Raw genomic sequence first — 21,134 nt, forward strand, 5'->3', positions numbered from 1 at the left:
GTATTTCCTCCTCTACCTTCGTTAGCAACTAAAAAAGGAGCCATTCCATCCATCATTGGGACGAAATGACTCCATTTCCGCGGTACCACCCAAGTTTGCTTAATTAAGCACCCTCAAAATGGATAACGGCCATTGTCCGTGCGGCATTACCCGCCCACTTTTACCGGGCCGGAGTTTCGGCATCTCCCTTTCACCAACCGGGAGCTCTCTGCCCACCTACTTAAAGCCCGTTGCGTGTTTCATTTTCTGACAGTTATTGTAGTTGATTTAAGGCGCTACTGCAATCTTTTTCCCCAGATTTTTCGCTAATCAGCGTGCCGGTAGCTGACCGTGCTCCGGCCATCATGACTGTGGACGACCAATTGATCAGGAATTTGTTCCTTCATTTCCGTCACATGACTGATCACCCCAATCATCCGGTGGCCCTGAATCTCCAAGAGGGCGTTTAAGGCCGTCTGCAAGGCATTTTGATCCAACGAACCGAAACCTTCATCAATAAAGAGGGCGTCAATCTGGACCCCGCCCGCTTGGCGCTGAATTTCTTCGCACAAGCCCAGGGCCAACGATAGTGAGGCAAGGAAACTTTCGCCGCCCGACAGGGTCCGCGCACTGCGGTCTTGCCCCACCTGATTATCGTGTACATTGATTTCCAACCCTGACCATTTCTGCCCCCGGCCCTTGCCAACCTGTTCATCCAATTTAAAGCTGTACCGTTGCTCCGACAGCTTCAGCAAATATTGGTTGGCAACCGTCAAGACCTGGCTAAAGTAGGTCTGTAAGACGTAGCGGGGCAGACTGAGTTTGGTGGTGCTGTTGCCAGTAACTACTTGCACCAACGTATTCAATTCCGTTTGTTCCTCAAGTTGCGCCGCTTGGGCCTTGACTACAGTCGCCACTTTCTTGAGGGTGGCTTGCAGCTGCGCCAATTGCTCAGTTTGTTGCCCCTTGGCCGCCTGACGGTCCGCAAGGGTGACTTCGGCCGCCTTTAGCGCTGCTTTGGCCGTTGCAACTGCCACGGTGTCCTTCGCCTGGGCTAAGCGCGCTTGCAGCTGCTTTTGCTGGGCAGCATTGGCGGCTTGCTGTTGTCGGTAGGCGTCCACTTCGGCTTGCCAAGTGGCCTGCTGGCTTAAATCAGCTTGGGCCTGGGCCCAGAAATCCCAGGTCAACTGCGGATCAAAGGCAGCCAAGGCCGTTTGTAAGGCGGCCTGAGTCTGTTCACTGACCGCCTGAGCGGCCGTGACTTGCTTATCAGCCGCCGCCAGCTGGGTTTGGGCTACGGCTTGGTCCTGCTTGGCCTGCGTGAGCGCCGCTTGGTTCTGCGTGACCGCTTGGTGGTAGGTTTGCAGCCGCGTGGTCAACTGTTCAATTTCCGCCTGCACTTCGGCTAACGTGCGCTCCCCTAACCGGGCCGTTTGCGCTTGCAACTGCGCCTGTTGCGCCGCCAAAGTTTCCCGCGCTGCGCGCAAGTGATCGGTCTGGGTGGCCAGGTTCGTGGTGGTTTGTTCCAGCGGTGCGCTCAGCGCCTGCAAGTCCTGCTTAGCTTGGGCCACGGCAACTTGCTCTTGCTCCAACGTCGCCCGGGTCTGGGTAAGCGTAGCCTGCGCCTTAGCCACGGCTGCCGCCACGGTTGGCAACTCAGCGGCGACCCCCAATTGCTGGGCCAAGGCCGTCAACTGCTGGTTTAATTGGTCACGATCAGCTTCGACTTGCTGTTCCTGTTGGCTCACCTGGCTAGCGGCCCGACTGGCGGCTTGGATTGCGGCCGTGACCGCCGTTTCGGCGGCTTCGACCATTTCAGCGGTTACCTCCTCCCCACCGGCGACCGCCGGCGCCGGGTGTGGGTGGTCGCGACTGCCACAAACCGGACATGGTGTCCCCGGCTGCAGATCAGCCGCCAAGCGGCGAATCGCGGCCCGCGCGTAGGCATCCTTTTGGGTTTTCAACGTGGCTTGCGCCGTCGCTAGCGCTGCCGCCGTTTGTTGGGCCGTTTGGCGGGCCGTTTGCAGTTTAGCTTCCGCCGCCGTCAGCGTGTTTTGTTGCTCTTGTACCCGGGTTAGGGCCGCGGTGGTTTGTTGGAGCTCGTTGGTCTGGCGCTCCACCGCGACGGCCTGCGCATTGATTGCGTCCGCGCGCGCTACGGCCGCCGTCAGCTGGGCTTGCTGGGCTTGCTGCTGGTCACGCTGCGTCGTTAACTCCGCGACTTGGGCCGTCAGCTGCTCAACCTGCCGTTGTTGAGTTGCCACTTGCGCTTGCAAGCGGGCCCGGGCCTCAAATTCCGGCAACTGGCTGATCAAGGTCAGGCGCTGGGCTTGCTGTTGTTCGATCGTTGGTGCTTGGGCCGCCAAAGTCTGCCCTGCTTGCTCAGCAGTTTGTTGCGCCCGAACCGCTTCTGCTCGGGCGGTCTGGGCAGTTTGACGGGCAGCTCGGGCCGCCGCCAGATCCTGTTGGGCCGTTTGCCACTTTAAATAGGTGGTTTGTTGTCTTTGGTACCATTGCAACGCGTGTAACTGCCGCTGCCGGTGCTGAATGTGGGGCTCTTGGGCAGTGAGTTGGGTGGCCGCCGCGGTTAACTTGGCTAAGGCCGCTTGGTCGGCTTGGACGCTTTGAGCCTGTTGCAACTGCGCACTGGCCGTTTGGACGGCCGTTTGCGCCGCTGCAATTTCCCGGGAAATATCAGCCAAGGCCGTGGTTTGGGCGGTCACCTGACGCTGAGCTTGGGCCTGCCAAGTTGGGGTGGGCAAGGTCGCATCGATTTGTGGAACGGCCTGCTTGAGCAAGGCTAATTTCTGGTTTTGGGTTTTCAGCGCGGCCTCTTGGTGAGCCAATTGTTCCTTTAACACTTGGGCCCATTGCTGGTATAAACCAGTTGCAAATAATTCTTCTAATAAAGCCTCTTTCTCCGTACTTGAAGAAGCCAGGACCTGCCGAAATTGCCCCTGCGGCAAGAGCACCAATTGTTTAAATTGTTCTTTGGTCAGGTGCAGCAAATCGACAATAAATTTGTCAACCGTACTGATCCGGGTCAACGTTTGGCTTTCACCCGCCCGTTCGTAAGTTAAGCTAACCTTGGCCACGCGTTCCACAAGGCGCCCCTGCTTATTTTTCAATTTCTGCTTTGGCGCCCGGGTAAGGGTGTAGACCACGTCCGCATGTTCAAAGGTGAATTGCACAACCGTGGCGGCATCGGCGGGGGCAAAATCAGCCCGTAAGGCCGCGGCATTCCGGTCTTGGTTGTTCGTTGTTTCATTAAAGAGAGCATAGACCATCGCGTCAAAAATGGTGGTCTTACCGCTCCCCGTCGGCCCGGTGACCAAAAAGAGCGGGGCCTCATCAAACTGACGAAAGTCAATTACACTGTGTGGGTACGGGCCAAAGTTAGTTAATTCAAGCTTGAGTGGTCGCATCGTCTTCCCCCTTAATCTTTGCTAACCCTTCTGCCGCCCACTTTTGTTGGCGGGCAGTCAACGGCTGACCGGTTGTCTGTTCATAAAACGCGGCTAGTTGCTCCAGTGGTGACTTTTCCGTAAGGTTGTGCATGGTTTGCACCGCCGGTTGGTTCAACTGCCGGGTAAAATGCAAACTGAGGATGCGGGGATAAAATTCGCGCAACTTGGCCATGACATCGGGAATTTCGTTTTGATCGGTCAGCGTCAGTAAATAATAATTTTCCCGGTCAATCGCCGCGACTTGCTCGGGCGCCGTTAATTCAGCGAAGCTCCCCGTCACTTTCACCAGGTCCGGGTGTTGGGACAACGGCTGCCAAGCCACCCGGTCCGCCGCGAGATCAACCACGCGGACCCCCTTGGTCATCGTCGCTTCACTGGCTGACAGTTTCAGGGGCGAACCACTGTATTTCACCCGCTTGGTCTTGAGGGCCTGGGGATTATGCAAGTGGCCCAACGCCACGTAGTCAAACGGGGCCAATAAGGCGACGTCAACCGCCGCCAGGCCTCCTACTTCAATCATGGTTTCCGAAGCGGGCGTTCGTTGGCTGCCCGCCGCAAAGAAGTGGGCAACCAAGACATGGTGCTTGTCTGGGGCAAACTGGGCCTGCATCGTCGCTACCACTTTGGCCATCACCTGATTTAAATCGCGAAGCTGCTCATCGGCAAAGTAATTGCGCGCCGCTTGCAAGGTAAAGTAGGGCAACAAGAAAAATTGGGTGTCGCCAATCACAATTGGCTCAAAGGCCTGGGCAAATTCGGTCACCAAATACAAACCGTGCGCTCGGTACCACGCGCTGGCCATCCCCAAGCGGGGCGCCGAATCATGATTGCCACTGATCGCCAAAATCGGGAAGCGATCAACTAAATTCAGCTGGGCCAACATTTTCTTCAACTGATCGACCGTCGCTTCACTCGGGACCGCCCGGTCAAACAAATCGCCAGCCAGCACGAGGGCGTCGACTTGTTCGGTCAACGCCACGCTCTCAATTTGTTTAAACATGGCCCACTGGTCGGCGGCTAAATCAAAGCCGTTTAATTTTTTCCCGAGGTGCCAATCAGCCGTGTGTAAAAAGCGCATCGGTATCCGTCCTTTCTTTTTGAAGCTGGTTTGTCCGCTTTATTATACCACACAGGTGTTCTGATTTGTTCGTGAAAAATCATTACCCCTGGTCGGCACTAATAATTTTTCAGCTTTTTTGCACTTCCCGTAACTTTATTGTAAAATTCAGAAGACTTTACCCGAGTGTTTAACATTCGGTTAACTTTTGCTTTTTTTGCAACCAACGCTTGGAATTGCGCTAGACTAAAGCGTGATTTAAAAAAGAAAGGACACCAACAATGAAGGTCATTAAAGACCACCCGAAGGCCTCGTTTGCCATTCGGACGCTCTTATATTTTCTGGTCTTAATGTTGCTGATCTACCTCTACGGTTACTTCGGCGTCGGCCAAGCGCCCTTTATTTACAACGAGTTCTAAGGAAAGGAAACCACCATGGCTAACAACCTGATTACCCGCTTGGATCAAGTGGCTCAAGCCAACTTGACCCAGGTTGCCTACGATGAATTAGGCACAACTCATACCTACCAAGATTTACTGACTTATACTAATGCCTTTGCGGCCTGGCTGGACCAACAGTCAACGATTGCGCCGGGCAGCCCGATCCTTTACTACGGGGATCACCAATTTGAAATGGCCGCCGGCTTTATCGGGGGCGCTAAGGCCGGCCATCCCTACATTCCGGTCGAAGTCGGCACCGCTTTGCCGCGGTTGCAATCGATCATCCAGACGGCCCAACCCCAACTCGTGGTCGCCATCGATGACTTCCCGGCTAACGATGTGGACTTTACTGGGCAAATCTTGACTAAAGCGGACCTGCGCCAGATCATGACGACCCCGGCCACTTACACGCCAACCCACGCCTTAAACGGTGATGACACCTTCTACATCCTCTTTACGTCGGGGACGACGGGCTCGCCGAAGGGGGTCGAAGTCACCCATGACAACATCCAATCCTTTGCCGACTGGATGATGGGCCCGGACTTCAACCTGCCAACGGCAACCAAGTACTTGGGCCAAGCGCCTTTCTCCTTTGACATTTCCCACTTCTACTGGCTGGTTGGCCTGTTGACGGGATCCACGATCAAAGCCGTCCCGCTAGCAACGGTCCAAAACTTTGGCCAACTCTTTAAGGTCTTACCTGACCTAGACTTCAACGTCTTTGTCGGGACCCCGTCCTTTGCGGACATGCTCTTGCTCAGCCCGGATTTTAACGCCGTAAAAATGCCGCAGTTGACCCACATGGTCTTTTGCGGGGAAGAACTGACCCCCTCAACGGTCAAGCGCCTCTTTACCAAGTTCCCGGCCGTGAAGATCTTTAATACCTACGGGCCGACCGAAGCAGCGGTGGCAATTACCAGCTGTGAAATCACCAAGGAAATGGCTGAAACGCTGAAGCGGCTGCCGATCGGGGTCGACAAGCCCGGGGTCACGACCTCAATTTGGGATGGCGACCAACCAATTACCACGCCGAACGTGCACGGGGAAATCGTCATTTCCGGTGACAGCGTGGCCAAGGGCTACCTGCACAATCCGGAAAAGACCGCCCAAAACTTCTTTAAAGTCAACGGCGTTCAATCCTACCGGACTGGCGACGCCGGCTTTATCGATGAAGCTGGGGTCCGCCACATCATTGGCCGGATGGACTTTCAAATCAAGCTGCACGGTTTCCGCGTGGAGCTCGATGAAGTCCGCTCCAGCTTGGAATTAAGTCCGCTGGTCAAGCAAGCCGTCGCGGTGCCAAAGTACGATAAAAACGGCAAGGCTTCCCACTTGATTGCCTACATCATCGCCGAAGCCAACGATTATGCCACCTCAGCGGAATTGACCAAAGCGATCCGGTTAAGCTTGAAGGATCAAATCATGGATTACATGATGCCAACCCAGTTCGTCTACGTCGACCATTTCCCAAAGTCGGCCAACGGTAAGATCGCCGTCAAGCAAATCATTGCGGAGGCTAACCAATAATGTTGACGTGGATGCAAGATTTGCCTAACTTCACTGCCTATGGAACGCCGACTTACTTTATTTACTTGTTAGTGGCGCTCTTGCCGCTGGGGATCGGCTTGTACTTTGGCAAACGCTTCAGTTGGTACGAAGCCTTAGTCAGCTTTGTCTTTATCTTCTTAATGTTTGATGGGCAAAGCTACCAACAGGCCTTCTCCTTGGTCGCTTACATCATCTACCAGACGGTGATTGTGATCAGCTACTTCCACTACCGGCAAAAGCAAAATGCCAGTGCGATCTTCTACCTGGCCGTTTTTCTATCACTGTTGCCCATCATTATCGTGAAGTTCTCCCCGGCGATGGTCGGGCACAATTCCCTGCTCGGTTTCTTAGGGATTTCCTATCTAACTTTCCGGGCTGCCGGGACAATTATCGAAACCCGCGATGGGGTCGTTAAGGACTTAAACTGGTGGAAGTTTGTCCGCTTCATGGCCTTTATGCCAACAATTACGTCTGGGCCAATCGACCGCTATCGGCGCTTTGCCAAGGACTATCAACAAGTGCCCAGCCGGGAAAAATACCTGGACCTGGTGGCCAAGGCTGTCCCATACCTGTTCATCGGTTTTGTCTACGAATTCGTGATCGACTACTTCTTTGGGCAACTCTGGTACCCCTTCATGGTCAAGCAGGCCCTGCTGTCAGCGCCGCACCTGTCCTGGTGGGTCGTAGGGGTGGCTTACACCTATGCCGGTCACCTCTACTTTAACTTCGCCGGCTACTCCTTTTTTGCCGTGGCGATCTCCTATCTGATGGGCGTGCAAACGCCAATAAACTTTAACAAGCCGTTCTTGGCCAAGAACATCAAGGAATTCTGGAACCGGTGGCACATGACCCTGTCCTTTTGGTTCCGCGACTACATCTTCATGCGGTTTGTCTTTATGGCCACCAAGAAGAAGTGGTTTAAAAACCGGAATGTCTTGTCCAGCGTCGCCTACATGCTCAACATGATGGTGATGGGCTTTTGGCACGGGGTCACCTGGTATTACATTCTCTACGGTTTCATGCACGGCTTGGCCCTGGTCGTCAACGATTGGTGGTTGCGTTACAAGCGCAAGCACTTTAAGATTAAGTCGACCAAATGGACTAAGTTTGTCGCCGGCTTTATTACCTTTAACTTTGTCGTCTTGTCCTTCTTAGTCTTCTGCGGCTTTTTGGACAAGCTGTGGTTCGTGGTGCCTGGTCACCACTAGTCACTACTGTTGCAAACACACTTTAAAATTTGGAGGAATTACTCATGCAAGCACAAATTCAAGAACTCTTAGCTCAAGCCACTGGTCGCGACGCTGCCGATTTTGCCGACGTCACGATGGATCTGTACGCCGATGGGATGCTCGATTCAATGGCCACCGTCCAATTCCTCTTGTCTTTGCAAGACGAATTTGATATTCAAGTGCCGGTTTCCGAATTCGATCGCGACGCTTGGAACACGGTGGAAAAGATTGAAGCGCGGGTAAAGGAACTCCAAAATGACTAACAAGCAAAAGCTGTGGTCAATCTTTGGCCCAGTCTTGATCGCCGCCGGCTTGGCCCTGGTGGTTTTTGCGATTCCGTGGAAGAGCAACAACTCACCGGCGACCCTGCAAAAGGCGGCTGTTTCCCTTAGCCCGAACGTCTTTAAGAACCGGGCGATCAAGGTCCAAGCCCTCGCCGATAAAAAGGCCAATTACGTTCCCTTCTTTGGTTCCAGTGAGTTCAACCGAATGGACCGCTACTACCCCGCGACGATGGCGGCCAAGTACCACCACTACCGGCCCTTCATGTTTGGTTCGCGGGGGACCCAATCCCTGCCCCAGCTCTTTAACATGACGATGATGGCCCCGCAAATGAAGAATAAGAAGGCCGTCTTTGTCATTTCGCCGCAGTGGTTCGTCAAAAAAGGGGTCATGCCGGATGCCTTTCGTTACTACAACGGGACCTACGCCAACTTGGTCTGGCTGGCCCAGGCTAACCCCAAGTCGCCTTACGACCGCTACACGGCCAAGCGCCTGGGTGAATTAACCAGCGACAGCGGGACGGTGGCCAGCTATGCTTACAAGATTGAACGGGGTGAACAGCTGAATGCCTTTGAACGGGCCAACATCAAGGTCCGGATTGCCCTTTTAGCCCACGAAGACAACCTCTTCTCCGGCTTCTTCTTAAAGGACAACTACCAAAAGCGGATTCAGCCGCGGGAAAAACTGTTGCCTAAGCGCTATGACTACGACCGGCTCTATGCCCAGGCCGTCAAGGCGCACGCCAAGGCCACCAATAACAACGACCTCGGCGTCTTAAACAGCTTCTATGACCAGCGGATTAAGCACGCCAAGCATATTGCCGGTTCACAAAAGCACTTCTCCTACCTGAAGAGTCCGGAGTACGCCGACTTGCAAGTGGTCTTAAACCAACTGAAAAAGACCAACACCAACGTCGTCTTCATGATTACCCCGGTCAACACCAAGTGGGAGCAAAAGACCGGCCTGGACATGCAGATGTACTACCAAACGGCCAAGAAGATCAAGTTCCAATTGCAAGCCCAAGGGTTTAATCACATCATTGATTACTCCCACGCCGGCAGCAAGCCGGGCTTTATGAACGATACGATTCATATTGGTTGGGCCGGGTGGGTCGACTTCGACCACCGGATTGCCCCCTTCTTAGACAATCCCCAACCCGCACCCCATTACCACATGAACGAAGCCTTCCTCTCAACGGAATGGCAAAACTTAACGCCTACGGCTACGAACTTACAGCAGTTTAAGGCCCAACATTTGAAGTAAGCAAAGCGGCTGACGAGCTTTTTAACGCTCGTCAGCCGCTTTTTGGGTTCCCTAAGCTAAGTGGCCTTCACCGTCCCCGGTACCGGTCAAACACGGCCCAACCAATCGTCGCTCCAATCAGCAACAAAACAGTCCCGTAATGGTGGTGGTAGAGGTTGCCCCCGAGCATACCGAGCCATAGTAAAGCCCCGCCCGCCTCAATTAACTTCTGTTTGGTCATCAATACACCTTCTAAAGTTTATGGCTTAAATCTTTCCTCTGTAGGTTAGTGTAAAGTTTTCATAGGTCAGGGTGAATAATCCTGACTCTGATGAATATTTTCTATGTAGACCAATGTACAAAAAAAGGAAAACCCTGTAGCCTTAACTATGCACAAATCTAACGTAAAGGCAGGTTTTCCCAATGAATATTGTACCAGAAATGATGACCAAGTTGGCAAAATGTGGCAGTTTAATTGAAATTGAGGAAGTAATTTTACGGAGTATGTTGGAACTGGGACAACGAGTGATGCAGACCTACCTCGAAGCACTTGACGACCAGCTGAGCAGTGAAGTCCCAATCACCCACCAGATGATCAACCGTCAGTCCCGGACCGTTAACTTCTGTTTTGGACCAGTTACGTTCAAGCGGCGGTATTACCGAGTGGAAAAGGCGCCTAATGAGTTCTTTTTAGACCAACAGTTGGCTTTGGCTCCCCGGAGCCGTCAGTCGCCGTACCTGGTCAAGATGATGGCTAAACTCGGCCAAGCCACGACAATGCGCAATACTGCCATGGCACTGAACATGTTATTTGACAGTGGCGTCAGTCACAGTGCGGTCATGGAGGCTGTGCATGCCTTAGGGGCGGAAGTTATCAAGCAGCTGAGAAAACCGCGCCAGCCGGCGGCCGGCGGGTTCCGGAATGCTTGACGATCGAGGGGGACGCTTTTATCGTGAAGCAGAAGCACGAAAAGAAAACTCACTCCATTGAGGTTCACCACTACCAGGTCTATGAGCGTGAAAAAGGGGCTGATGGGAAGTTTAAAGTGGTGCGCTGCCATGATTTTCTCAGTCTTGGAAACATCAAAAAAATCAGAAGAACGAGTTCGCAATTATCTGGATCTGAATTACGAATTACAGGGCCAGACTGTTTACTTGGCCAGTGATGCCGGACCCGGTTACGCACCCCAAAATCTCCTGGACCTCTTGCCTGGCTACATCCATGGCGAATATTTTTTGGACCGCTACCATTGCCTACGCAAGATTAAAAACACGTTGGGGCGGTAGAATGTACTGACGCCCCGGGCGTTAACTGCAGTTCGGACCAATGATTTTGATGAACTTATGACCATATTGGATACCTTTGAAGGCAATGCTTCTAAGGATCAAGAAGAAGAGGTGGATCGGTTGCGCGCCTACTTCACCCGGAACTGGGCTTACGTAACCTCGCCTAAGCAACGAGGTTACGAGATTACCAACATTGGTTCGATTGAAAGCTCACATCGCGCATACACTTACCGGATGAAGAAGCAGGGCAAAGCCTGGACGCTAAAAGGCGCTAAGGCTATGCTTAGCCTCATCGAGGCGCGTAAAAACGATCAACTTGAAGAAGCCTTAGAAAATAGTTTAAAACAGTTGACAAAAGTTCCCGAACTGTCTGAAGAGGCAGCGTCAATGGTCACAATCAAGGTCCGTGATTTCTTGAAAGTTACCCCGCCCCGTTCTTCTCAAGGGGCAGTTAATGGCTCGATTCCACTGGACGCTCCAACAAGTAGTCCAATGGGGCGAATGATTAAGGCATTTAGTCACTAAAATTGCATAAATTAAGGCTACCTATGAAAACTTGACAGATACAGTCCCTAAATTCGCCTTGACTTTCGCGTTGGAATTGCCTATAATTTTCCAAAATTCATCGTTTGGCATTTAATGCAGTCCCGTGAGGCGCAAATGACCAGCAAAATCACCCCCTTAGCGTGGGGGCTTTGCCCTAGTCCGTGCCCAGTGTGGTACGGACTTTTTCTTTGGCCGTCCAAATGCCAGGCAGAATTAAGCTAACTACAAAGGAGTTTTTGCCATGGCAGAACAACAAACTTCCAGTGAAATCACCCCGATCCCGCTTGCGGCTCGCCACACCACCCGGTGGGACATGTTTGCGACCTGGGTTGGCGCCAACGCCAACAATGGGACCTGGTTTGTCGGTGGGGTATTAGCGGCCTGCGGCTTTGCCGTTGCGATGAAGGTCTTGGTCCTTTCCTCGGCCCTGTCCTACGTCTTTTTAAGCCTGGTCGGCTACATTGGCTACCACACCGGGGTCTCCACGATGACCTTGGCCCGCGCGTCGTTTGGCGAACGCGGCAGCTACTTGCCTTCCCTGGTCAACATCACCCAGTTTATCGGCTGGACGGCCGTCAACACCTTTATCGCGGCTCAGTCGGTCTCCTTGCTCTTCCACGATCTGCTGGGCTGGCCCGTTTGGGGCCAACCGGGCGGCCAATGGGGGCTGATCGTCGGGATCTTGGTGATGAGCATTTTGCACATCATCAGTGTCGCCAGCGGCTCCCGGTCAATCCAATTAATTGAACGGATCGGGATTATCATCGTCTTGATCTTTGTCATCTGGGAATCAATTGCCGTCTTTAAGACCGTTTCATTAACTCAAATCGCCCACTGGTCAGTCCCGGTTAAGCAAAAAATGGCCACCGGGGCGGCAATTGACTACGTCGCTGCTTTTAACCTGGCCTGGGTCACGGCTGGAGCTGATTTCACTCGCTTTACCGCCCGCAAGGATAATGCCACACTGGCCCCGTGGCTGGGCGCCATGGTCGGCGTGGTCTGGTTTGCCTTCATCGGGCTGATCTCCACGATCGGGATTGCGATTACCTCCGGCGTTTATGACCCGAACAACTCCGATCCCTCCACCATTGCCAGCAAGCTTGGCCTCGGCGTGATCGCCCTGTTGGTCATTATCTTGACCTCCATGACCGCCAACGCTGTCAACTTGTTGGGGGCCGGCTCGGCTCTGTCTAACATCTTCCCCAAACTGAAATTAAAGTACTCCCTGTGGGTGGTCGTGCTCATGGCCACCTTGGTCACCTTCATCCCAATGTTTGTCGGCAGCTTCTTGGATACTTTTGAAAGCTTCCTGGACTACGTCTCAATGGTCTTGGGCCCGACAATTGCGATTATTTGCACTGACTTTTATTTTGTCCGGCATGGTCGCTACCAGGTCGCAGAATTTGGTAAAATAAACGGTGCCTACTGGTATGTAAACGGCTTCAACCCGAGCGCGCTGATCACCTTTGTCGTCAGCGTAATCCTCTTCTTGGCCGCCCACCAGCTCCCGCTCTTTGTGAATACGATCGGGATGACGTTTGTAGATATGGTGGTCTCAGCCGGCCTGTACGCTGGCTTGACCCGCCTGCTGGAAAGGAAGTAACCATGTTAATCAAAAATGTCCACGTCAACAACCACCACCAATTAACCGACGTTTTAATCGAAAACGGCCGCTTTACCCAAATAGCGCCCAACTTAAGCGCCCGCGTCGGCGAAGAAGTGATCGATGGGCAGGGCAAACTGCTCTTGCCACCCTTCGTCGATTCCCACGTCCACCTCGATTCGACTTTAACGGCCGGCGAACCGGAATGGAATGAAACCGGGACCCTCTTTGACGGGATCCGGATCTGGAGCGAACGCAAAAAGGACCTGACCAAGGCCGACGTCAAGCGCCGCGCCAAGGCGACCCTTTTGAACATGATCGGCCATGGGATCCAACACGTCCGCAGCCACGTTGACGTGACCGATCCCCACCTGATCGCCACCCAGGCCCTCTTGGAATTACGCGAAGAAATGAAAGACGACTTAGAGCTCCAACTGGTGGCCTTCCCGCAAGAGGGGATCTTAAGCTTCCCCCACGGGAAAGAACTGATGGAACAAGCCGTAAAGGAAGGGGTCGACGTGGTCGGCGGGATCCCCCACTTTGAATTCAACACCGAATACGGGTGGGAATCCGTCCACTTCCTGATGGCCCTGGCCGACAAATATGACAAGCTGGTCGACGTCCACTGTGACGAAATTGACGACCCGGCCTCGCGCAACTTGGAAATCCTGGCCACCGAAGCCCTGGAACGCCAAATGGGGGCCCGGGTGACGGCCAGCCACACCACAGCGATGGGCTCGTACAACGATGCTTACACCTACAAGCTCTTCCGCCTCTTGAAGCTGAGCGGGATCAACTTTGTCGCCAACCCGCTGGTCAACGTGCACCTCGGCGGGCGCTTTGACACCTACCCAAAGCGCCGTGGCGTAACCCGGGTCAAGGAACTCAACGCCGCCGGCATCAACGTCTCCTTTGGGGAAGACGACGTTAAGGATCCATGGAACCCCCTGGGCAACGGCAACATGCTCGACGCGGTGACGATGGGGGTCTACATTGCCCACCTAATGGGGTACGGTCAAATCCAAGACTCTTACCAATTCGTTACCACCAACGCTGCCCGAACCTTGCACATCCAAGATCACTACGGGATTGAAGTCGGCAAGCCTGGTAATTGCATCCTGCTAAACCAAAGCGACTTCTACAACGCCTTAAACGAACACGTCGAAGTCCTCTACAACATCCGCCACGGCAAGGTAATCGCCAAGACCGCCCCGGCTAAGACGGAAGTGTACGTGAAGTAATGCTCGATCGGCAAAAGCGAGCGGCCTGCCTAGCGGCCCTGACCGCGGTAATCAACCAAAGCGACCTGCCCCTCACGCCGGCAACCCAAGCCCACTTGCAAGCGACCGCGCAACAATTAGCTAACGGTGGAAAAGTCAGTGCGTTAGCGGCGGACTTATTCCCTTCCCTCTTGCGCGAAAAAGCGCACTTGGCGGATGATCCCGACTTTAACGCCCTCTTTACCTTGGTCCAGACCCAGGCCAGCCACTGGCGGCGGGGCTTGCTCTACCCGGTGCCTGATCCGCATAAAAGTCAATTTTAAACTTAGCCCGCGTCAACTTTTGGCGCGGGTTTTACTTTGGGCGCCCACAAATTGCCACTTGCGCACCAAACCCGACCACTTAGCCCAATTACCTTGTTTTCTGCCCTTGGGCCCTCGATAATAAGGATGAAAGGAGGGATGCGCATGCAAGTTAAAATCGAAATTGATCCGGCGGCGACCGACCCGGTGGTCACGATCCGAACCGCCACCTTAACGCCGGCTCTTAATCAATTGGTCACCCAGTTGCAAAGTCAAACGCCCACGCTAACCTTCTTTCAAGGCGACACTGAATATTATTTAGACCTCAACGAAATCCTCTTCTTTGAGGTCAGCGACCGACGGACCTGGGCTCACACTGCCACCGGGCTCTACCAAGTCAAGTGGCGCTTAAAGGACCTGGAAGCACGCTTGCCGCACCACTTCTTGCGCTGCGCCAAAAGCGTCATTCTCAACTTACACCAAATCTATTCTTTAACCCGCAATTTAACCGGCTGTGAGATTCACTTTGCGCACACCGATAAACGGGTCTTCGTTTCCCGTCACTACTACCAGGCGTTACGCGACGCCCTTGCTGAAAGGATGAACTGATATGCAAACTACCAAACGCGTGGTGGCCGGGATTGGCTTAATCCTAATCGCCCTCGGCCTCGCCTTGCAAAATTACCTGCCCCAAAACATCGACTGGTGGGCCACCAGCTGGCTGCTTTGTGCCCTTTTAATTGCGGTCTACGGCTTTGCAAACAAGAGTCTGGTGGTCGGCTGTGCCGGGGTCGGGTTGACCCTTGGGGCAGCTGACCACTGGCTGCACTGGCTCAGCCTGGATACCTGGAGCTTGGCTTTAATTGGGGGGCTCTTCGGGTTGGGCCTGCACCTGATCATCACCAAGCGGCCGGTGCGGGATTGGCAAGTCGAGACGGCCTACCAACATGCCGGTGCCAGCACCAGCTTTGACACCATCATGAGTTCGGCCACCCACTATTTAACCGGTGATACCGCCCTGGTCAACGGTGATGTGATCATGGGCAACGTCACCCTCTACTTTGACCAGGAAGTGACGACCCCGGTCCAAATCAATTCTGACGTTGTGATGGGCAATCTCCGAATCTTCGTCCCAGCCGACTGGACGGTCGTCGCCCATACTGACAACATCCTGGGTTCGACGACGATTGCGCCGGGCCGCCCTGCGACTGGGCAAACTCCCCAATTAATTATCAAGGGCGACGTCATCATGGGCTCGATTGTGGTCAAACGCAACTAAAAATTGCGGTCCAGCGGGATTAACTGCTGGACCGCAATTTTTTAACCTTTTTTCACCGTGACCGGTGCTTGCTGGCGTTGCATCTCTGCTAATAATTTCGTCGCCAGCATCCGTTGGTAAGCCGTTTGCGCCGCTAACCGCAACAATTCATCGTTCGCGGGGGCCACTTGACCTTGAGGCGGCGTTTGCTCTAATAGCAAGGCGTTAAAGTGTTCCACAAAGCGATTATAGGTCGCTTGGGGGTAATCATTGATCGTTAATTGATCTAAAGCGGCTTTGATTGCATCTAAGGGATAGATGTTTTTTAACAGGGCAATCACCATTACCGCGGCCACTTGGTAGCGGGAATACTTCTTTTTGACCGGGGCCATAATGACCCCTTTTTTCACGTAATTATTGATCATTGATTTGGTAACCGGGCTGACCCCTAAGCTGGCACACCGGTCGTTAATCACCGCCACTAATTGATCAATATACAAGTTGAGCTCGGGCAATTCTTCCCACCGGCGTAATTGACTGGACGCCAAGCGCTTGCGCCACGCTTCATATTTACTCAGGTCCATGCTAATCCCCCTCTGCTGGTTATTTCGTTTGCTGTTAGCTCTATTATAACCAAGCTAGCTCGGATCTGCCAGCACCTGGTTTTAAAAACCACTTATTCCCCCAAGCCGATCGATTGGTTTTGGTACTGCGCGGTTTGTAGCGCCGTCCCAAAGAGGTGCGCTAACGCCGCTTGATTGGTGGCCTGCCCTTGCATGGGTTCCCCCTCTGGCGACAGCTTTTGGCCGCCCCCTTGGCGCACCACCGGCAAGGTCCGAATTACCGTATACGGCAGTTCTAATTCATCCACCATTTTAACCGCATACAGGGCATCCCCCAGTAAAGTGGACGCGTTTGCTCCGTACCAGCTGATCAATTGATCAAGGTCCGCATCATCCGCCGTCCCGGCCGGCGAAAGCATCACAATCTTTTGTGGGGCGACCGGATTGGCATCCACGGCGGCGACCAAATTTCTGACCCCGAGATCCGGAGCCGAAAAGTCGGGCAGCCACCCCAAAACCAGATTTGCCGGAAACGCAAATTGCCAATTGGGGTGGCGGATGGCCCCCGTCAAGGCCACAATTTGGCGGCCCAAGTCACCTGTGAATTCATCAACTAATTCGATTCTCATCGTCCATTTCCTTCCAAAAATCCCGGGTCAACTTATTTCAAATTTCTTCGAAACCGCGTACAATAGATTATCAGAAACTAACTGACCGAGGTAAGTAAATTATGACTGATCTTAACATCCTTTATATCTCAATTGAAGGCAATACCCGTTCCTTTTTAAACCGGCTGGCTTCCTACGCCGAACAACACCACGTCATTGACGCAGCGAATCCGGCCGTGCACTTAAAAGAAATTACCGACCAAACCCTCCCAACCAAAGAAAGCGCCCCCTTCTTCGTCTTTGTCCCCACCTACTTGGACGGGGGCAACGGCTTTGATTCCGGCTTTACGGAAATGATGACCAATGCCCTGGGCGAATATATCGGACAAAACGACAACGCCAGCCAGTGCATGGGGGTCGTGGGGTCTGGTAACAAAAACTTCAACGAACAATACTGTTTAACCGCCCGCAAGTACAGCGACGAATTCAAAGTGCCCTTTTTGGCCGACTACGAATTGCGAGGGACCGACCGCGACATTGAACGCATCTACGCGATCCTCAAGCAACGAGCTGCAGAATTTAACGCCTAATCAGACCCTGGTAAGCATCCAAAGAAGGGGGTGAGAGAAAACGTCCATTTCCTCTCACCCCCGTTCTTAATTTATTCGGCTGCCACAAACCAGGTAATCCCATAGCGGTCCACCACCTGGCCCAGCTGGCCGTTAAATTGGTGGGGCCCAAAGGGTAAGGTCACCCGTAAGTCCGGGGCAACCGTAATTTGTTCAAAAAAGGCCCGCGCCGCCGCGGCATCTCCTGTAAAGGTCAGAAAAATTGACACTAACGATGACGCTTGCGGGGTCATCATCGTTGCATCGGCGCAAAGCAATTTTTGCCCCGCCACCAAAATTTCCCCCTGGGCCGTCGTAGCCGCCAAGTTTTCACTTGGCAACCCTAAACTGACTGCTTGTTCTTCAGTCAACGGCACCCGGCGGATAATTTCCGCCCCAAAGTATTGGGCGTAGTAGTCCATTGCCACCTTGGCATTTTCAAATGTTAAATACGGATATATTTTTGCCGCCATGCTGTTCCTCCGATCTCAATCCCACCTATTGTATTATTTTGCGCTGCCTTCGTCAATTTGCCCCGGTCAGCCTGCCAGGATGGCGCGGGTCCCTGCGGCCGTTCCCTCCGCGGAAAATTCCTTCAAGGTAAAACGTTATATGTGCTAAAATGGATTGAGTTTGACCGTGCGAAAAAATTTTCCAACAGAAAGGATTGAATATCTTGCAGCAAACACATCGCCAAACCGGCTTTCTCGTGCTGGGCTTCTTTTTACTCGGGGCCTGCATGCGGGCGCCATTTACTTCCTTGCCGTCCGTGGTCAACGAGATCGCAGCCAGCTTCCACGTCCCAGCTACTAGCCTCGGAATTTTAACGACGATTCCGTTGCTGTGTTTTGGACTGTTGTCCTCAATCGTTCCGGCCGTCAGCCGGCGCATCGGCAACGAAGCCGCCATCGCCATCGCCTTGGTCATCTTGGCCCTGGGGTCCGCGGCCCGGGTGCTTTCTTTAACCACCTTAATGTTAGGGACCGTCTTGATTGGGGTTGCCACGACTTTTATCAACGTCTTGCTGCCCGCCATCATTACCGAAAAGACCCCCGCTAAAATTGGGCTGATGACCAGCCTCTTTAACGTCTCCTTAACGATGTTCTCAGCCTTAGGAGCTTATTTAATCACCCCGATTGCCCAACACAGCAGTTGGCAAACCGGGGTGCAGGTCTTGACCGGGCTGGTCATTTTAACTGCCTTATTATGGATCCCAACCTTAAAGGGGAACCGACCAGCGCCAACCCAAGCAGCTGGCGCCAGTCAAGGTCACAACATGTACCGTAACCGGCGGGCGTGGTACTTGCTGTTGTACTTTGGTCTCTCGTCCTTTGTCTTTTACACAACCGTTGCCTGGCTGCCAAGCATTGCCATGGACCACGGCCTGTCGACTAACCAAGCCAGTCTGGTGGCCGGACTCTTCCAGCTCTTTTCGATGCCGACCGCCTTTGTGGTCCCGCTCTTGGCCACTAAAGTCAAAAAGCGCGGCGCCATCGTGGCCGTTGCGGGGGGCTTGACCCTGCTGGGCTACGTGGGGTTGCTCTTGCCAATTGGCAATTTGGCTTACTACACCGGTTTGGCTCTCTTGTTAGGGTTAGGGACCGCGTCCACGTTTGGTTTGATCATGACCCTGTTTGGCCTTAAGACCAGCAATCCCGCTGACACCAGCGCCTTATCAGGGATGGTCCAATCCTTGGGCTACCTGCTGGCCGCCGTTGGGCCGTGGTTGACGGGGAACTTAAAAGCGGCGACGGGCAACTGGCAATTAGCCCTGCTGGTTACCATTGTCATCACGCTTGTTTTCACTGGCTTTGGCCTCTTAAGCGAACGTCACGACCAAATCATTGAAAAATAATTTCGACCTAGACCAATTTTGTTTGACGTTTAACAATTTGCGGTGCCATCCGGTCGTCTTAGCCATTCCATTCGCTTCCTACCGGGCTTGGGACCCGCTTTTTCCGTGCAGAGCCGCCAAAGAAAGTATATAATTGCTACTGTTAGAGCGAATTTTATGTAGATTCTAGAGGAGTGAACATATTGGCTACGGAAAACATTGCTTTGATTACCTTATTTGGGGCTGCCGGTGACCTTGCCCACCGTAAGCTCTACCCATCCCTGTTCAAGTTATACCAAAAGGGATACCTCGCTGACCACTTTGCTTTGCTCGGGACTTCCCGGCGGGAAAAGAGTGACGAAGAATTCCAAGCGTTGGTTGCTGATTCCATCAAGGACATCAAGGAAACCAAGGCTGGGGAAGCCGCTGCTTTTGCTAAGCACTTCTTCTACCAAGCCCACGACGTTACCAAGCCGGAACACTACGACGTCTTAAAGGACCGCCTGGCCGAATTGGACCAACAATTCGGGACGAAGGGCAACCGGCTCTTCTACATGTCCGTGGCACCGCAATTCTTTGGGGTAATTGCCATGAACATCAAGAAGCAAGGCTTATTGACCGACGAAGGTTACAACCGGCTGATCATGGAAAAGCCATTCGGCCGCGACTTCGCTTCCGCTAAGGAATTAAACGACGAATTGTCCCAAACCTTTGAAGAAAACCAAATCTTCCGGATTGACCACTACCTGGGAAAGGAAATGGTACAAAACATCCAAGCCCTGCGCTTTGGGAACACGATCATTGAATCCCTGTGGAACAACCGCTACATCGACAACATCCAAGTGACGTTGAGCGAAAAGTTAGGGGTGGAAGAACGGGCCGGTTACTACGACAACTCCGGGGCACTGCGGGACATGGTTCAAAACCACATTATGCAAGTGGTCGCCCAATTAGCCATGGAACAACCAGTTTCCTTTACCGATAGTGACGTCCGGGTCGAAAAGATCAAGGCTTTACGGTCCCTGCGGGTTTACACCCCATCTGAAGCTGCTTCCAACTTCGTCCGCGGCCAATATGACGCTGGCGCTGACACGCCGGCCTACCGGGATGCTGACGGGGTCCCAGCTGACTCCGCTACGGAAACCTTCGTCGCTGCCAAGCTGTTGTTTGACAACTACCGCTGGTCAGGGGTGCCATTCTACGTCCGGACCGGGAAGAAGCTGGCTGACAAGTTCACCCGGATCGACGTGGTCTTCAAGAAGCCGTTGATCGACATCTTTGCCAACCCGCGGATGACGTCTGATCAATCCTTGAAGAGCAATGTTTTGACGATTTACGTGGAACCAGAATCCGGCTTTGCTTTGCGGGTTAACGCCAAGAGTACTGGCCAAGGCTTCAAGACCGAACCCGTCGACTTGAAGTTCTTGCAATCCGCCGCGGAAAAGAAGGAAGCGCCTGAACCATACGAACGGCTCTTCCACGATGCCTTGGAAGGCAACCACACCAACTTTGCTTCTTGGGCTGAAATCGCCTACTCCTGGAAGTTCGTTGACGTGGTTCGCAAGCTGTGGGACATCGAAGAACCACAATTCCCGAACTACGCCCCTGGCTCAATGGGCCCAGCGGCATCCGACGAATTGTTGGCCCGCGATGGTCGCGCTTGGATCTACAAGTTAAACAAGTAAATTATTACTCAAAGCGTCCCGCTTGCGGGGCGCTTTTTGTGGTAGGCCTCGTTAAAATTTTTCACCACCGGTGCAAGCGCCTTGATCCCCGTTTCATTACAAATGGCAGCGCTTCCGGCGAAATTGGTCTTGCTCAACGATTAGCAAAAACGTTTCCGTTTCAGAAGTGATCTGTTATAATGGGGCCTGTAAGTATGTTTTATTAGATTAAGGAGTGTGACAACACAATGTCAGATCAAAAGGCACAAATTGGTGTGATCGGTCTTGCCGTCATGGGTAAGAACCTGGCCTTGAACATCGAAAGCCGCGGCTTCACGGTCGGCGTTTACAACCGCCACCGCGAACGGACGGACGAAATGATGCGCGACCACAGCGA

20 protein-coding genes and 1 pseudogene are annotated in these 21,134 nt (G+C 53.3%); 15 read left to right on the forward strand and 6 right to left on the reverse strand.

The features are described from left to right. Positions 1-305: 305 nt before the first annotated feature. Positions 306-3,404: an AAA family ATPase gene (locus tag FC43_RS08890; protein ID WP_056955401.1), complete on the reverse strand. Its 3,099-nt coding sequence runs from the start codon at positions 3,402-3,404 to the stop codon at positions 306-308. Further along, positions 3,385-4,524, reverse strand: coding sequence for an exonuclease SbcCD subunit D (locus tag FC43_RS08895; protein ID WP_056955402.1), 1,140 nt, complete (start codon positions 4,522-4,524; stop codon positions 3,385-3,387). Before FC43_RS08895 ends, FC43_RS08890 begins: the two co-directional genes overlap by 20 nt. A gap of 260 nt (positions 4,525-4,784) precedes the next feature. Here FC43_RS08895 and FC43_RS08900 point away from each other — a divergent pair, with 260 nt between their 5' ends. The 5 genes from FC43_RS08900 to dltD are packed head-to-tail and all read left to right on the forward strand — an operon-like array spanning position 4,785 to position 9,265. Continuing rightward, on the forward strand, positions 4,785-4,922 hold the full coding sequence (locus FC43_RS08900) for a teichoic acid D-Ala incorporation-associated protein DltX (protein WP_019206340.1): 138 nt from the start codon (positions 4,785-4,787) through the stop codon (positions 4,920-4,922). Between the two features lie 15 nt (positions 4,923-4,937). Beyond that, a complete protein-coding gene (gene dltA, locus FC43_RS08905; protein WP_056955403.1) occupies positions 4,938-6,470 on the forward strand; it encodes a D-alanine--poly(phosphoribitol) ligase subunit DltA in 1,533 nt (510 codons plus the stop codon). Continuing rightward, entirely contained in the window at positions 6,470-7,699 is a 1,230-nt protein-coding gene (dltB, locus tag FC43_RS08910; RefSeq protein WP_056955404.1) for a D-alanyl-lipoteichoic acid biosynthesis protein DltB, read from the forward strand. The genes dltA and dltB overlap by 1 nt, the downstream gene beginning before the upstream one ends. A 44-nt stretch (positions 7,700-7,743) precedes the next feature. Beyond that, complete coding sequence (gene dltC / locus FC43_RS08915) at positions 7,744-7,983, forward strand: D-alanine--poly(phosphoribitol) ligase subunit DltC (protein ID WP_056955405.1); 240 nt, start codon at positions 7,744-7,746, stop codon at positions 7,981-7,983. Then, positions 7,976-9,265 carry a D-alanyl-lipoteichoic acid biosynthesis protein DltD gene (gene dltD, locus FC43_RS08920; protein WP_056955406.1) on the forward strand — a complete coding sequence of 430 codons (1,290 nt, stop codon included), beginning with the start codon at positions 7,976-7,978 and terminating at the stop codon, positions 9,263-9,265. Before dltC ends, dltD begins: the two co-directional genes overlap by 8 nt. A gap of 67 nt (positions 9,266-9,332) precedes the next feature. On the opposite strand, the gene FC43_RS11120 is transcribed toward dltD, so the two are convergent. After that, positions 9,333-9,485: a hypothetical protein gene (locus tag FC43_RS11120; protein WP_156648367.1), complete on the reverse strand. Its 153-nt coding sequence runs from the start codon at positions 9,483-9,485 to the stop codon at positions 9,333-9,335. Between the two features lie 182 nt (positions 9,486-9,667). Here FC43_RS11120 and FC43_RS08925 point away from each other — a divergent pair. The 6 genes and pseudogenes from FC43_RS08925 (at position 9,668) to FC43_RS08950 (ending at position 15,481) form a co-directional block, all read left to right on the forward strand. Continuing rightward, positions 9,668-11,056: pseudogene (locus FC43_RS08925) on the forward strand (ISLre2 family transposase). Positions 11,057-11,318: 262 nt separating this feature from the next. Further along, on the forward strand, positions 11,319-12,680 hold the full coding sequence (locus tag FC43_RS08930) for a cytosine permease (protein WP_056955407.1): 1,362 nt from the start codon (positions 11,319-11,321) through the stop codon (positions 12,678-12,680). A gap of 2 nt (positions 12,681-12,682) precedes the next feature. Continuing rightward, the gene (gene codA, locus FC43_RS08935; protein WP_056955408.1) at positions 12,683-13,921 is read left to right on the forward strand and encodes a cytosine deaminase; all 1,239 of its coding nucleotides are present in this window, start codon (positions 12,683-12,685) and stop codon (positions 13,919-13,921) included. Beyond that, positions 13,921-14,223, forward strand: coding sequence for a hypothetical protein (locus tag FC43_RS08940; RefSeq protein WP_056955409.1), 303 nt, complete (start codon positions 13,921-13,923; stop codon positions 14,221-14,223). Before codA ends, FC43_RS08940 begins: the two co-directional genes overlap by 1 nt. A 144-nt stretch (positions 14,224-14,367) precedes the next feature. Beyond that, positions 14,368-14,811 (forward strand): LytTR family DNA-binding domain-containing protein, encoded by a 444-nt coding sequence (locus FC43_RS08945; RefSeq protein ID WP_056955410.1) that lies wholly within the window; start codon positions 14,368-14,370, stop codon positions 14,809-14,811. 1 nt (position 14,812) lies between these two features. Continuing rightward, a complete protein-coding gene (locus FC43_RS08950) occupies positions 14,813-15,481 on the forward strand; it encodes a hypothetical protein (protein WP_056955411.1) in 669 nt (222 codons plus the stop codon). A gap of 41 nt (positions 15,482-15,522) precedes the next feature. Here the strand turns inward: FC43_RS08950 and FC43_RS08955 are convergent, their stop codons facing one another. Together FC43_RS08955 and FC43_RS08960 are read right to left on the reverse strand one after the other, a co-directional pair. Next, positions 15,523-16,044, reverse strand: a complete 522-nt coding sequence (locus tag FC43_RS08955) for a DUF1836 domain-containing protein (RefSeq protein WP_019206324.1) — start codon at positions 16,042-16,044, stop codon at positions 15,523-15,525. Positions 16,045-16,136: 92 nt separating this feature from the next. Then, positions 16,137-16,652 (reverse strand): hypothetical protein, encoded by a 516-nt coding sequence (locus FC43_RS08960; RefSeq protein ID WP_019206323.1) that lies wholly within the window; start codon positions 16,650-16,652, stop codon positions 16,137-16,139. Positions 16,653-16,753: 101 nt separating this feature from the next. Between FC43_RS08960 and nrdI the strand changes: the two genes are divergently transcribed. Then, positions 16,754-17,221: a class Ib ribonucleoside-diphosphate reductase assembly flavoprotein NrdI gene (gene nrdI, locus FC43_RS08965; protein ID WP_056955412.1), complete on the forward strand. Its 468-nt coding sequence runs from the start codon at positions 16,754-16,756 to the stop codon at positions 17,219-17,221. Between the two features lie 71 nt (positions 17,222-17,292). Here nrdI and FC43_RS08970 read toward each other — a convergent pair whose 3' ends face one another. Next, positions 17,293-17,712: a VOC family protein gene (locus FC43_RS08970; protein ID WP_056955413.1), complete on the reverse strand. Its 420-nt coding sequence runs from the start codon at positions 17,710-17,712 to the stop codon at positions 17,293-17,295. Positions 17,713-17,915: 203 nt separating this feature from the next. On the opposite strand from FC43_RS08970, the gene FC43_RS08975 reads away from it, so the two are divergent. From FC43_RS08975 to FC43_RS11430, 3 genes are all read left to right on the forward strand, one after another. Continuing rightward, positions 17,916-19,094, forward strand: coding sequence for a CynX/NimT family MFS transporter (locus FC43_RS08975; RefSeq protein ID WP_056955414.1), 1,179 nt, complete (start codon positions 17,916-17,918; stop codon positions 19,092-19,094). Positions 19,095-19,276: 182 nt separating this feature from the next. Further along, the gene (zwf, locus tag FC43_RS08980) at positions 19,277-20,758 is read left to right on the forward strand and encodes a glucose-6-phosphate dehydrogenase (RefSeq protein WP_056955415.1); all 1,482 of its coding nucleotides are present in this window, start codon (positions 19,277-19,279) and stop codon (positions 20,756-20,758) included. A 227-nt stretch (positions 20,759-20,985) separates the two neighbouring features. Beyond that, positions 20,986-21,134: NAD(P)-binding domain-containing protein (locus FC43_RS11430; RefSeq protein WP_420865149.1), on the forward strand; the 149-nt coding region annotated here is incomplete at its 3' end.

The sequence above is a fragment of the Limosilactobacillus ingluviei DSM 15946 genome, from assembly GCF_001435775.1.
GTDB lineage: Bacteria > Bacillota > Bacilli > Lactobacillales > Lactobacillaceae > Limosilactobacillus > Limosilactobacillus ingluviei.